9 protein-coding genes, 1 tRNA gene and 1 pseudogene are annotated in these 13,636 nt (G+C 68.4%); 8 read left to right on the plus strand and 3 right to left on the minus strand.

The window, feature by feature from the left end:
* Nucleotides 1-71 precede the first annotated feature (71 nt).
* The 3 genes and pseudogenes from AC1DMQ_RS21795 to AC1DMQ_RS21805 all read left to right on the plus strand — a co-directional run bounded on the left by AC1DMQ_RS21795 (nucleotide 72) and on the right by AC1DMQ_RS21805 (nucleotide 926).
* Nucleotides 72-148, plus strand: a tRNA-Met gene (locus AC1DMQ_RS21795).
* A gap of 232 nt (nucleotides 149-380) precedes the next feature.
* A pseudogene (locus AC1DMQ_RS21800) lies at nucleotides 381-584 on the plus strand (cold-shock protein); the annotation flags it as partial.
* 144 nt (nucleotides 585-728) lie between these two features.
* Entirely contained in the window at nucleotides 729-926 is a 198-nt protein-coding gene (locus AC1DMQ_RS21805) for a cold-shock protein (RefSeq protein ID WP_026171987.1), read from the plus strand.
* 159 nt (nucleotides 927-1,085) lie between these two features.
* Here the strand turns inward: AC1DMQ_RS21805 and AC1DMQ_RS21810 are convergent, their stop codons facing one another.
* Nucleotides 1,086-3,386, minus strand: coding sequence for an NADP-dependent malic enzyme (locus AC1DMQ_RS21810; RefSeq protein WP_477035633.1), 2,301 nt, complete (start codon nucleotides 3,384-3,386; stop codon nucleotides 1,086-1,088).
* Nucleotides 3,387-3,754: 368 nt separating this feature from the next.
* Here AC1DMQ_RS21810 and uraH point away from each other — a divergent pair, with 368 nt between their 5' ends.
* The 5 genes from uraH to guaD are packed head-to-tail and all read left to right on the plus strand — an operon-like array spanning nucleotide 3,755 to nucleotide 10,192.
* Complete coding sequence (gene uraH / locus AC1DMQ_RS21815; RefSeq protein ID WP_477035634.1) at nucleotides 3,755-4,102, plus strand: hydroxyisourate hydrolase; 348 nt, start codon at nucleotides 3,755-3,757, stop codon at nucleotides 4,100-4,102.
* Nucleotides 4,102-5,583: a xanthine dehydrogenase small subunit gene (gene xdhA / locus AC1DMQ_RS21820; protein ID WP_477035635.1), complete on the plus strand. Its 1,482-nt coding sequence runs from the start codon at nucleotides 4,102-4,104 to the stop codon at nucleotides 5,581-5,583. Before uraH ends, xdhA begins: the two co-directional genes overlap by 1 nt.
* Nucleotides 5,576-7,912, plus strand: a complete 2,337-nt coding sequence (xdhB, locus tag AC1DMQ_RS21825; protein ID WP_477035636.1) for a xanthine dehydrogenase molybdopterin binding subunit — start codon at nucleotides 5,576-5,578, stop codon at nucleotides 7,910-7,912. Before xdhA ends, xdhB begins: the two co-directional genes overlap by 8 nt.
* Nucleotides 7,909-8,919 (plus strand): xanthine dehydrogenase accessory protein XdhC, encoded by a 1,011-nt coding sequence (gene xdhC, locus AC1DMQ_RS21830; protein ID WP_477035637.1) that lies wholly within the window; start codon nucleotides 7,909-7,911, stop codon nucleotides 8,917-8,919. The genes xdhB and xdhC overlap by 4 nt, the downstream gene beginning before the upstream one ends.
* Nucleotides 8,906-10,192, plus strand: coding sequence for a guanine deaminase (gene guaD, locus AC1DMQ_RS21835; RefSeq protein WP_477035638.1), 1,287 nt, complete (start codon nucleotides 8,906-8,908; stop codon nucleotides 10,190-10,192). The genes xdhC and guaD overlap by 14 nt, the downstream gene beginning before the upstream one ends.
* A 141-nt stretch (nucleotides 10,193-10,333) precedes the next feature.
* Here the strand turns inward: guaD and AC1DMQ_RS21840 are convergent, their stop codons facing one another.
* Nucleotides 10,334-11,305, minus strand: coding sequence for a nucleoside hydrolase (locus tag AC1DMQ_RS21840; protein WP_477035639.1), 972 nt, complete (start codon nucleotides 11,303-11,305; stop codon nucleotides 10,334-10,336).
* A 143-nt stretch (nucleotides 11,306-11,448) separates the two neighbouring features.
* Complete coding sequence (locus AC1DMQ_RS21845; protein WP_477035640.1) at nucleotides 11,449-13,626, minus strand: TonB-dependent receptor; 2,178 nt, start codon at nucleotides 13,624-13,626, stop codon at nucleotides 11,449-11,451.
* Nucleotides 13,627-13,636: the final 10 nt, after the last annotated feature.

Raw genomic sequence — 13,636 nt, forward strand, 5'->3', positions numbered from 1 at the left:
AAGGATGCTTCTTGTAGAGCTCACGCTCCAAAGTCCAACCCTACCCACGATACACAAACTACCTCCTTCGCCGCGGGGTGGAGCAGCCCGGTAGCTCGTCAGGCTCATAACCTGAAGGTCACAGGTTCAAATCCTGTCCCCGCACCCAAACCTTAAAGCCAAGCTTTCGAGCGCCTCGCGATGTGTGGCCTCGGCGCCACTTCCGGTGGCGTTTCGGTCGCCATCGACCCGTGTCACGCGAAAATTTATCGCCTGGACCCGCCTTGGCTTGAGATTCTGCAATCAAACCCCGTAGCGCGTTCCGTAGATTTGCGTCATGAGAGCAGGATGGAAGGACGCGGGTCGGCAACTGGCCCGCTGAATGAGGTTTTGAGGATAAGATGGCGAACGGTGTCGTTAAGTGGTTCAACCCGGCCAAGGGCTTTGGTTTCATTCAGCCCGAGGACGGCGGCCAGGACGTGTTCGTCCACATCGCCGCGGTTGAACGTTCGGGCCTGTCGGCCCTGAATGAAGGCGACCAGGTCGCCTATGAGCTGGAAGAGGATCGCCGTTCGGGCAAGACCTCGGCCGGCAATCTGCGCGTGACCGGCCAAGGCGCCGCGCCTTCGGCTCCCCGCCGTCCGGCCTCGCGCGGCTTCGACGCCCCGCGCGGCGGCGGCTACGATGCTCCCCGCGGCGGCGGCTACGGCGGCGGCGGTGGCGGCGGTTCGGGCGAAGCCGGCACGGGCGTGGTGAAGTGGTTCAACAGCACCAAGGGCTTCGGCTTCATCCAGCCGGACAACGGCGGCGGCGACATCTTCGTGCACATCTCGGCCGTTGAACGCGCCGGCCTGCGCGGCCTGAACGAAGGCCAGCAAGTCGGTTACGAACTGGAACAGGACCGCCGCTCGGGCAAGACCTCGGCCGGCAACCTGCGCATCCTCTAAGGATCGGAATCAGGCCGGACGCGGAGCGTTCAGCCGACTTTTCGACCTAGAAATCAGGCCCCGCTGGAGCCTTTCCCCGTCGCTGAGACGGCGGAGGGGCTTCTGCGGGGCCTTTTTCGTGTTGGTTTTCGCCGTTGGATGGGGCGGTGAGCGGACCTTCTAGGCCCCTCGATTATCGCGTTCGGCGGCCGCCTGGTTCACCGCCAGGGCGGTCATGTTGGCGATGCCGCGCGCGGTGACGCTGGGCGTCAGCACGTGCAGCGGCCGGCTCATGCCCAGCAGAACCGGCCCGACCAGCAGGCCCTCGGTGGCGGCGCTGAGCAGGGTCAGGGCGATGTTGGCCGCGTCCAGGGTGGGCATGACCAGCAGGTTGGCCGAGCCCTTCAGGGCGCTGTCGTGGACCAGACGGTCGCGCAGGGCCTGGGAGAGGGCGGCGTCGGCGTGCATTTCGCCGTCGACCTCGAGCTCGGGCGCGCGCTCGCGGACCAGGGCCAGGGCCTCGCGCATCTTGCGCGCGGTCGGCGAGTTCGACGCCCCGAAACTGGAGTGCGACAGCAGGGCCGCCTTGGGCGTCAGGCCGAAGCGGCGCACGGATTCCGCGGCCAGCAGGGTCATCTCGGCCACCTGCTCGGCGGTCGGGTCGACGTTGACGTGGGTGTCGCAGAAGAACAGCGTGCCGTTGTCGATGATCAGGGCCGACAGGGCGTAGACCCGGCCGACGTTCTCGCGCTTGGGGATGATCGGCAGCACATAGGTCATGTGCTGCCACCAGTCGCCGGCCCCGCCCACCAGGGCGGCGTCGACATGGCCGGCCTGCAGCAGCATCGAGGCCGAGACGGTCCGGCGGTTGGTCACGCGGCGTTCGGCGGCCAGGGGCGGCACGCCCCGGCGGCTGACCAGGCCCTGGTAGCGCTCGACCAGCGGGGCGAACAACGCCTTGTCGGCCGAGGGATCGAGGATCTCGACGCGATTGTCGAAGTCCAGCCGCAGGCCCATTTCGGTCGCCTTGGCGATGATCGTCTCGCGCTTGCCGATCAGCACCGGCTTGCAGAGGCCTTCGTCCAGCACGGTCTGGACGGCGCGCAGCACGCGTTCGTCCTCGCCCTCGGCATAGGCCACGCGGATGGTCGAGGCCTTGGTCGCCTTGCGGGCCCGCTCGAACACCGGACGCATCAGCTGGCCCGAGCGATAGACGAACAGCTCCAGCTCGGCGCGATAGGCGTCGAAATCGGCGATCGGCCGGGTGGCCACGCCGCTGTCCATGGCCGCCCGGGCCACGGCCGGGGCGATCTGCAGGATCAGGCGCGGGTCGAACGGCTTGGGGATGATGTAGCTGGCGCCGAACATCGGGGCGACGCCGCCATAGGCGCTGGCCACCACTTCGGAGGCCTCGGCCCGGGCCAGTTCGGCGATGGCCTCGACGGCCGCCACCTTCATGGCCTCGTTGATCTCCGACGCGCCGACGTCCAGCGCGCCGCGGAAGATGAACGGGAAGCACAGGACGTTGTTGACCTGGTTGGGATAGTCGCTGCGGCCGGTGGCCATGATGGCGTCGGGGCGCTGGGCGGCGACGAGCTCGGGCAGGATCTCCGGCTCGGGATTGGCCATGGCCAGGATCAGCGGATTGGGGGCCAGCAGCGGCAGCCATTCGGCCTTGAACACCCGGGGCGCCGAGAGGCCCAGGAAGATGTCCGCGCCGGCCAGTACTTCCGACAGGGTGCGGGCGTCGGTCTTGCGGGCGTAGCGGGCCATGTTGTCGAGCATGTCGTCGTCGCGGCCGGCGTAGACGACGCCCTTGATGTCGGTCAGCGTCACGTTCTCGACCGGCAGGCCCATCGAGACCAGAAGGTCCACGCAGGCCAGGGCGGCCGCGCCGGCGCCCGAGGTCACCAGCTTCACGTCTTTCAGTTGCTTGCCCTGGACGAGCAGGGCGTTGCGGACCGCGGCGGCGCAGACGATGGCGGTGCCGTGCTGGTCGTCGTGGAAGACCGGGATGTTCATCCGCTCGCGCAGCTTGCGCTCGATGACGAAGCATTCCGGGGCCTTGATGTCCTCCAGATTGATGCCGCCGAAGGTGGGCTCCAGGGCCGCGACCACCTCGATGAAGCGGTCCGGATTCTCAGCGTCGACCTCGATGTCGAAGACGTCGATGCCGGCGAACTTCTTGAACAGGACCGCCTTGCCTTCCATCACCGGCTTGGAGGCCAGCGGGCCGATATTGCCAAGGCCCAGCACGGCGGTGCCGTTGGAGATCACGGCCACCAAGTTGCCGCGGGCTGTGTAGTCGCGGGCCAGGTCGGGATTGGCGGCGATGGCCTCGCAGGGCGCGGCGACGCCGGGGGAATAGGCCAGGCCGAGGTCGCGCTGGGTGGCCATGCGCTTGGTGGCTTCGATCGCCAACTTTCCGGGCCGCGGCAGACGGTGGTAGTCCAGGGCGGCTTTACGGAAATCCTCGTCCATCGGGTCGTTCCTCGGTGACTGCGCAAGGTGGAAGCGGCGCGGATCGTCTGGTGCGGCGTTCTGTGCGATCCGTCAGGGCCTAGCTACCGGTGTTGGCGCGGTATTTCCAATCTTACCCAAGGTCAGGCCACGTTTTTTGCGGTTCGGGGCGCCGCGAGGGCGATCGCGGGTGGCCCGATAAGTAATAAAAGACTTATATAGCGCCTATCCGGCGGGCGCCCAGCGCCGCCATGCAAGGCGGTTCGCCGTCTTGGCGGGGCGATGGAGCGTCCGGGCTGGACTTGCGGGCGAGGCGGTTTCAGCATCGCTCGGAAGGCCCAGGGGTCTAGAATGGCGCACGGCGACGTCGAGCAAGGAACCACGAACGCATGAGCGGCCTAACCACCCACATCCTCGACACGGCGGCCGGCCGCCCGGCGGCGGGGGTCGTTGTGCGGGTTTCCGCCCGGCGCGGCGAAAAGGTCAGCCTGCTAAGCGAAACCCGCACCGACGCGGACGGCCGGGCGCGCCTGGTCGAGGGCGAGGATCTGACGGTCGGCGGCTATCGGCTGGAGTTTTCGGCGGGCGACTATTTCAAGGCCTTGGGCGCGGTCGTCAGCGATCCGCCGTTCCTGGACGTGGTGGTGATCGACTTCGCGGTGTCCGACACGGCTCAGCATTATCACGTGCCGCTGCTGGTCTCGCCGTTCGCCTATTCCACCTATCGGGGCAGCTGATGGCTCACACGGTGCGCTTCCTGCTGAACGGCGAGGTGGTCGAGGCCAAGGGCGTCGACCCCACCTGCACGCTGCTGGAGCATCTGCGCGGCGACCTGCGGCGCACGGGGACCAAGGAAGGCTGCGCCGAGGGCGACTGCGGATCGTGCACGGTGCTGGTCGGCGAGCTGGACGGGCAGGGCGGGACCGCCTGGCGGGCGGTCAACAGCTGCATCCAGTTCGTGCCGATGCTGGACGGCAAGGCGGTGATCACCGTCGAGGGCGTGTCCAGAAAGGATGGGGCGGAGGAGAAGCCGCATCCCGTGCAGGCGGCGATGGTCGAGCATCACGGTTCGCAATGCGGCTTCTGCACGCCCGGCATCGTCATGTCGCTGTACGGTCGGGCCGTGGCGGCCAAGGGCGCGGATGCGCCGATCGACGAGGTGCTGGCGGGCAACCTGTGCCGCTGCACCGGCTATGGCCCGATCATCGCGGCGGCCGAGGCGATCGTCCCAGAGGCGGCGCCGGACGTGGCCGACAAGCTGGCGGGGTTGAAGCGTGAGACCATGCTGGAGCTGCAGCATGACGACCCCATCGCCGGGGGCGCCCGTCGCTGGTTCACGCCGCGCGGCATGGACGAGCTGGCCCAGACCTATGCGGCTAACCCCGACGCGGTGATCGTGGCCGGGGCCACCGACATCGGCCTGTGGGTCACCAAGCTTCGCAAGCCGCTGAAGACCCTGATCGACATCGGCCGGGTCGACGAACTGAAGACCGTCACCCGCGAAGACGGAAACCTGAGGATCGGAGCGGGCGTGCGCTATGTCGACGCCCTGGAGACGCTGAGCGAACTCTATCCGGATCTCGGCGCCATGATGCGGCGGCTGGGGTCGACCCAGGTGCGCAACAGCGGTACAATCGGCGGCAACATCGCCAACGGCTCGCCGATCGGCGACATGCCGCCGGCGCTGATCGCGGCGGGCGCGACCCTGGTCCTGCGCCAGTGGAACGAGCGGCGCGCCGTGCCGCTGGAAGACTTCTTCATCGCCTATGGCAAGCAGGATCGCCGTCCGGGCGAGTTCGTCGAGGCCGTGCTGGTCCCCGATCCGGCGCCGGGCGCGATGTTCAAGGTCTTCAAGCTGTCCAAGCGCTTCGACCAGGATATCTCGGCAGTGTGCGGGGCGTTCAACATCCAGATTGTCGACGAGACCGTCGTCAGCGCCCGCATCGCCTATGGCGGCATGGCCGGCACGCCCAAGCGGGCCACGGCCTGCGAAGACGCCCTGGTCGGCCAGATCTGGAACCGCACCACGATCCACGCGGCCGTCGAGGCCCTGGCCGGCGACTTCACGCCGCTGACCGACGCCCGCGCCTCGGCCGCCTATCGCGCCCTGACGGCCGGCAACATGCTGCGCAAGGTCTTCATCGAGTCCGCCCGGCCGGACCTGGAGACCCGCGTGCCGGAGGCGCCCCCCCAAACGCCGGAGGCGGCCCATGGCTGACTCCAGTTCCACGGTGATCGAGCCGGTCGTGTTCCAGGGCGTCCACGCCTCGCTGCCGCACGACAGCGCCCTGCGCCATGTCTCGGGTGCGGCGATCTATGTCGACGACATCCCCGAGCCCGCCGGCATGCTTCACGTCCACCTGGGCATGAGCAGGAAGGCCCACGCCCGGATCGTGTCGATGGACCTGTCGGCCGTCCGCGCCTCGCCCGGCGTGGTGACGGTGCTGACCGCCCAGGACATCCCCGGCGAGAACGACGTCAGCCCGGTGATCCACGACGACAAGCTGTTCGCCGACGGCGAGGTGATCTGCGTCGGTCAGAGCCTGTTCGCCGTGGCCGCCACCTCGATCGCAGCCGCCCGCGCAGCCGCCGCCAAGGCCGTGGTCGAGTACGAGGACCTGCCGGCCGCGATCACCATCGGGGAGGCCCGCGAGGCCGACCTGAAGATCGAGGCCAGCCAGCGCATGGCGCGCGGCGACACGGCCGCCGCCCTGGCGGCCTCGCCGCGACGCCTGCAAGGCGCGTTCGCCATCGGCGGCCAGGACCACTTCTATCTCGAAGGCCAGGTCGCCCTGGCCACGCCGGGCGAGGGCGGCGACGTCCACGTCTGGTCGTCGACCCAGCATCCCAGCGAGGTCCAGCATCTGGTCGCCCGCGTGCTGGACGTGCCGCATACCTCGGTGACCATCGAGGTGCGCCGGATGGGCGGCGGGTTCGGCGGCAAGGAGACCCAGGCCTCGCTGTTCGCCGCCGCCGCGGCCCTGGTCGCCGTGAAGACCGGCCGCGCCGCCAAGGCTCGTCCGGATCGCGACGAGGACATGGTCATGACCGGCAAGCGGCATGACTTCGAGGTCGCCTACGACGTTGGTTTCGACGACGAAGGCCGGCTGACCGGCCTGGCCCTGGAGCTGGCCTCGCGCTGCGGCTCGACCACCGACCTGTCGATGGCCATCAACGACCGGGCGATGTTCCACGCCGACAACTGCTACTTCCTGCCGGCCGTCGAGATCGTCTCGCACCGCTTCAAGACCCATACGGTGTCGAACACCGCCTTCCGGGGTTTCGGCGGTCCGCAGGGCATGGCGGCGATCGAGCGGGTGATGGACGCCGTCGCCCAGGCCGTGGGGCTGGACCCGCTGGAGGTCCGCCAACGCAATCTCTATGGCGGCGAGGGGCGGAACCTCACGCCCTATCACCAGACCGTCGAGGACAACGTCGCGCCGCAACTGCTCTCGGAGTTGGCGGCGTCCTGCGACTACGAGGCCCGCCAGCGCGAGATCGACGCCTATAACGCCCGCAGCTCGGTGCTGAAGAAGGGCTTGGCCCTGACGCCGGTGAAGTTCGGCATCTCCTTCACCACCACCCACCTGAACCAGGCCGGGGCGCTGATCCACCTCTATGCCGACGGCTCGATCCTGCTGAACCACGGCGGGACGGAGATGGGGCAGGGGCTGTTCGTCAAGGTCGCCCAGATCGTCGCCGAGGCGTTCAAGGTCGACGTATCGCGGATCAAGGTGACCTCCACCGTCACCGACAAGGTCCCCAACACCTCGGCCACGGCGGCCTCGTCGGGCACCGACCTGAACGGCATGGCGGCGCTGAACGCGGCCAACACCCTCAAGGCGCGGCTGGTCGCGTTCGCGGCGAAGAAATGGGGCTGCGACGAGGGCGAGGTCGAGTTCACGCCTGAAGGCCTGCGGGCCGGGAGCGAGTTGATCCCGTTCGCCGCCCTGTGCCGCCAGGCTCACCTGGCCCGGGTGTCGCTGTCGTCCACCGGCTTCTACGCCACGCCCAAGATCCACTACAACCGCGCCACCCACACCGGCCGGCCGTTCTACTACTTCGCCTACGGCGCGGCCTGCAGCGAGGTGCTGATCGACACCCTGACCGGCGAGATGAAGGTCACGCGGGCCGATATCCTGCACGACGCCGGCTGCTCGCTGAACCCGGCCATCGACCTGGGCCAGATCGAGGGCGGCTTCATCCAGGGCATGGGCTGGCTGACCACCGAGGAACTGGTGTTCAGCGCCGACGGCCGGCTGCTGACCCACGCGCCCTCGACCTACAAGATTCCCACCTGTGGCGACCGGCCAGCGGTGCTGAACGTGGCGCTGTGGGAACCGGGGCGCAATGTCGAGGAGACGGTGCACCGCTCCAAGGCCGTGGGCGAGCCGCCGCTGATGCTGGCCCTGTCGGTGCTGTCGGCCGTGAACCGCGCCGTGGCCTCGGCGGTCGATCACAAGGTGTTTCCCGACCTGGACGCGCCGGCGACGCCGGAGCGGATCCTGATGGCGGTCGAGGACGTCAAGCGGAGGGCGGCGTCGTGAACTGGGCCCGCTCCGCCCTGGCCCAATTGGCCCTCGGCGAGACGGTCGCCCTGGTGACTATCCTGGCCACCGAGGGCTCGGCTCCGCGCGACGCCGGGACCAAGATGGTGGTCTGGGCCGACGGCCAGGCCGGCACGATCGGCGGCGGCAACCTGGAGCATCAGGTCGCCGACCAGGCGCGGCGGATGCTGCTGACACAGGTGCATTTCGCCCTGCAGGACTATCCGCTTGGCCCGCTGCTGGCCCAGTGCTGCGGCGGTCGTGTGCGGCTGCTGATCGAGCGCCTGGACAAGACCGCCGTCGACTGGCTGACCGACGCCGCGCGCCGCCTGGACGCTGATCAGCCCTTCGAGGTCCGCACCCGCTTCAACCCCGGCGCCCTGTCCAAGACCATCGCCCCGGTCGCGGCGTCCAGTCCCGACGGCGCGCCGATCACCCTGGCGGGCGAACCGGCCACCGCGCGCGGGGCCCGGCCGATCCTGGGCGACGTGCTGGTCGAGCCGCAGGATCTGCCGCGCCCGCCGGTGCTGCTGTTCGGCGCTGGCCATGTGGGCCAGGCCGTGGCGCGGGCCCTGGAGCCGCTGCCGTTCCGCCTGGCCTGGTACGACACCCGCCCCGAGACCGCCGAGTTTCTGGGCGTGACGGTGGGAACACCCGCCGAACTGGCCGCCGCCGCCATGGGCGTGGGCCCCGACGCCTACATCCTTGTCATGACCCACGACCATGATCTGGACTACGCCCTGACCTCGTCGGCCCTGGCCGGCGGGGCGTTCGGCTATCTGGGCCTGATCGGGTCGGACACCAAGAAGGCCCGGTTCCTGAGCCGGCTGCGCAAGGACGGCTTCGGCGACGGGACGGTGTCCCGCGTCACCTGCCCGATCGGCCTGCCGCACCTGAAGAACAAGGCCCCCGAGGTGATCGCCGTCTCGGTGGTCGCCGACCTGCTGATGCGGCTCGAGGCCGCCCGCCGCGAACGTACGAAGGATCTCCAGCTTGCAAGCCTATAGGGCGTCGATCCTCCAGCTGGAGGCCGACCCGAGCATCACGGATGGAGAGGCGCACGCCTTCCACGAGGACGGCCTGCTGCTGGTCGAGGACGGTCGCGTGGTCGCTTGCGGCGACCACGCCAAGTTGGCCGACGAGCTGGGCGACGTCGCCGTCGAGGACCTGCGCGGCAAGCTGATCGTCCCGGGCTTCGTCGACACCCACATCCACTTCCCGCAGGTCGACATCATCGCCGCCCATGGCGAGCAGCTGCTGGACTGGCTGGAGCGTCACACCTTCCCGGCCGAGGCGGCCTTCGCCGACCCGGGACACGCCGAAGAGACCGCCGAGTTCTTCGTCGAGGAGCTGCTGCGCAACGGCACGACCAGCGCCCTGGTGTTTGGCTCGGTGCACAAGGTTTCGGTCGAGGCGCTGTTCGCCGCAGCCCTGAAGCGCGACATGCGGGTGATCGCCGGCAAGTCGCTGATGGACCGCAACGCCCCGCCCGGCCTGACAGACACGGTCGAGAGCAGCCGGGCCGACATGCAGAGCCTGATCGCCGACTGGCACGGCAAGGGCCGGCTGGGCTACGCGGTCACGCCGCGCTTCGCGATCAGCTGCAGCGACGAACAACTGGCCATGGCCGGCGAGGTGTTGGCGGAGCACCCGACGGTGTGGATGCAGACCCACCTGTCGGAGAACATCCGCGAGATCGTCGACACGGCGAAGCTGTTCCCGGACGCCACGGATTATCTCGACGTCTACGACCGCTTCGGCCTGGTCGGGAAGCGCTCTGTCTTCGCCCACTGCGTCCATCTGCAGGGAGACGCTTTCCAGCGGTTGGCTCAGGCGGGCTCGGCGATCGCCTTCTGCCCGACCTCGAACCTGTTCCTGGGCTCGGGCCTGTTCCCGCTGGAGACCGCCTGCGCCCACGGGGTGAAGGTGGGGATCGGCACGGACGTGGGGGCGGGGACGACGTTCTCGATCCTCCACACCCTGGGCGAGGCCTACAAGGTGGGCCAGCTGCGCGGCGAGGCGCTGGATCCGTTCCACGCGCTGTACCTGGCGACGCTGGGCGGGGCGCGGGCCCTTGGGCTGGAGGACGAGATCGGGAGCCTGGAGCACGGCAAGATCGCCGACTTCCTGGTGCTGGACCTGGCGGCCACGCCGCTGCTGGCGCGGCGGATGCCGGCGGCGCGGAGCCTGGAGGACAGGCTGTTCGCGCTGACGGTGCTGGGGGATGACCGGGTGGTCGAGCGGACGTATGTGGCCGGGGTGGAGCGGTATCGGCGTTAGGGCTCACCCCACTTGCCCCCACCTGACCGCTTCGCGGTCTGTCCGCCCCCATAGGGGGCGGAGGACGTCAAGCGCGGCTCCTCTTCCCCCTGTGGGGGAAGACGGTCGCGAAGCGACCCGTAGGGGGCAAGTGCTCGCCGCTTAAACGCCCATCGTCTCCGCATACAGCTTCAACAACCCCTCGGCCTTCACCCCCACGGTGATCGCCTGGACCGGCTGGTCATCCCAGGCCGACGGCCCGAACAGCTCCCCGTCGACCTTCTGGCACGTCTGTCCCAGGGCGATCCCATCCGTGATCACCCGGATCGAACCCGCCCGGACCTCGAACAGCGACGGATCGATCACAAACGCCACGGCCGCGGCGTCGTGCACGCAGCAGCCGACGATGCCGTCGCGGCCGCCATAGAAGGCCGCATAGGGCTTGGAGATGGCGTTGAGGAATTCGCCGGCCGGGCCGGCCGAGGCTTCCAGGGCGTCCATGTAGCCGGGGGTCATCACCACCTGGGTGGTGACGTCCAGGCTGACGGCGGTCACATGCCAGGGGGCGGTGAACACCAGGTCGGCGGCTTCCGGGTCGTTCCAGATGTTGGCCTCGGCCACCGGGGTGACGTTGCCCGGCTTGCCGGCCACGCCGAACGCGCCGCCCATGATCACCACGGCCTTCACGAGGGGGGCGAACGCGGGATCGGCCTTCAGCGCCAGGGCCAGATTGGTCAGCGGACCGACCGCGACCAGGGTGATCTCGCCCGGGTTGGCGCGCACCAGGTCGATGATCGCCTGATAGGCCGGCTTGGCCTCGGGCTTGGCGGGCACCAGACCCAGCAGCTCGACGTCGCCCAGACCGTTCTCGCCGTGCACGAAGGTGGGCGAGGGATTGCGCGGCCGGGTCAGCGGCTTGTCCGTGCCCTTGAAGACCGGGGCCTTCAGGCCGAAGCGGTCCTTCAGATACAGGGCGTTGCGAGTGGTGATCTCGATGTCGGCGTTGCCGTAGACCGTGGTCACGGCCACCAGCTCGAGCGCGGGGCTGGCCTCGATGAACAGCAGCGCCATGGCGTCGTCGATGCCGGGGTCGGTGTCGAAGATGATCTTGCTGGGCGTAGGGGAAGTCGTCATCCGAAGGACTTATCTCATCGTGTGATGGAGGGGGAGACCCTCCGAAACGAACCATGCTCCCGGCGCGAACCGGGAGCATGGCGGGACGATGGCAATCCTTCGGGCAATCCGCCCGGCGCGAAGGCCGGGCGGGGTCTTTCAGATTACCGCTTGGCGCTGATCGAGATGCCGACGATCCGAGGCTCGTTGACGAAACCGGTCAGGTTGTTGAAGTCGATGCCGCCGCGCAGGTTCACCTCGTTGGTGATGTTGCGGGCGAACGCGGCGATTTCGTAGCTGCCGTCCTGCTTGGCGTAGCCCAGCTTCAGACCGCCTTCGAAGTCGCCCTTCGAGTAGAACTCCTTGCTCTGGTAGAGGAAGATGTTCGTGTAGCCCTGCTGGAACCAGTCGGTGTAGGCGAACAGTTCGCCGTCGCCGACCGGGTAGCTGTAGCGGGCCGTGAAGTTCAGCACGTATTCCGGCGCGTTCGGGAACGGGTTGCCGTTGACCAGGGCCTGACCCGAGCCGTTCAGCGGATCGGTGACCGTGCACTGGGCGCAGACCGCCACGGCCAGATCGCTGTCCTTGATCTTGGTGTGGTTGTAGCTGTAGCCGGCCGTCAGCAGCAGGTTCTCGGTGACCTTGAACTCGCCGTCGAACTCGACGCCGTAGGCTTCGCCCTTGTCGGCGTTGATCAGCAGGGTGCCGTTGGTGGCGCCGCCGATGGCGCTGAACTGCGGGTTCTTTTCTTCATAGGTGAAGACCGCGCCGTTGAAGCGGACGCGGCGGTCCAGCAGTTCGCTCTTGAAGCCGACTTCGTACGACTGGATCGTTTCCGACTGCGCGACCGAGGGCGAGGCGCCGAACACCACGTCGCGACCCTGGATGGTCGGGCCGCGGAAGCCGTGAGCGGCCCGGGCGTACAGGCTGAAGTCGTCGGTGACGGTGTAGAAGGCCGACAGGTCCCACGAGACCTTGCTGTCCGACACTTCGACTTCCGGCGCCGTCGAGCCGACGACGGTCATGGTCTTCTTGTCGTCGGTGTAGCGGGCGCCGGCGGTGATCTTCAGGGCCGGGGTGACCTGGTAGGCGGCCTGACCGAAGCCGGCCCAGGCGGTGTTCTTGTGATTCAGCGTCGCCTTGGCGAAGCCGGCGTCGGTGGTCACCAGGAAGTCGGACTTGAAGTAGTAGCCGCCGACTTGCCAGCTGAACGGGCCTTCGGTGTCCGAGGCCAGGCGCAGTTCCTGGGTGTACTGGTCCAGGTCGTCGATGCCGTCCTTGGTGTCGGAATCGAAGGGGATGAAGCCCGGGCCGGTGCCGGCCACGCCGCCGTCGATGTCGCCGCGGCTGTAGCCGTTGGTGGTTTCGTAGGCGCTGATCGAGGTCAGGGTCACGTCGCCGAAGTCGTAGTCGACCTTAATCGACTCGCCGTTGCCGTCGTACTTCTGCGGGTTGTTGGCGCCGCCGTTGTAGAAGACTTCCTTGCGGTCGAAGTTGCCGTTGATCTTGTTGCTGCCGGCCGTGAGGATATTGGCGCGGAAGATCGCGGCCGTGCCGTCCAGCGAGCGGTTGTGGGCGCTGAGCAGGACGCTCAGGTCGGCGGTCGGGGTCCACAGCAGTTGGCCGCGGATGGCGTATTCGTCATAGCCGCCCATCGCGTCCTTCACGCCGGTGAAGGTGTTGTCGATGTAGTCGTCGCGGTGTTGGCCCAGGATGGCGATCCGGCCGGCCAGCTTGTCGGCGACCAGCGGGCCGCCGACGCCGGCTTCGGCGGTCCACGAACCGTACGAGCCGTAGGTCACCGTGCCGTTGGCCTTGAAGGTCTGGCTCGGCTTGACGCTGTCGAACTTGACGATGCCGGCGGTGGTGTTGCGGCCGAACAGCGTGCCCTGCGGGCCGCGCAGCACTTCAACCTGCTCGACGTCGAAGATCGGCGTGCTCTTCAGCACGACGTTTTCCATGACCACGTCGTCCATGATCACCGAGACCGGCTGCGAGGCGGCCAGGTCGAAGTCGGTGTTGCCCAGGCCGCGGATGTAGAAGCGCGGGGCGGCGCGGCCGTTGGAGCTTTCGACGAACAGGCCGGGCACGCGGCTCGACAGGGCCAGCACGTCCTCGCCGCCGGCGAACAGGGCGTCCAGCTTCTCGCCGCCCATGGTGGCGACCGAGACCGGCACTTCCTGGATGTTTTCCGAGCGCTTCTGGGCGGTGACGATCACGTCGCTCAGCGCCGTGGGCGTTTCCTGGGCGAAAGCCGGGGCGGCGACACCGACGGCGATGGCCAGGGCGGTGAGGGCGGCGCCGCGGTGGAGGCGGCTGCGCAGCTTGGTGGCGGTGGTCATTGAAGTATCC

The sequence above is a fragment of the Caulobacter sp. 05L422 genome, from assembly GCF_056397765.1.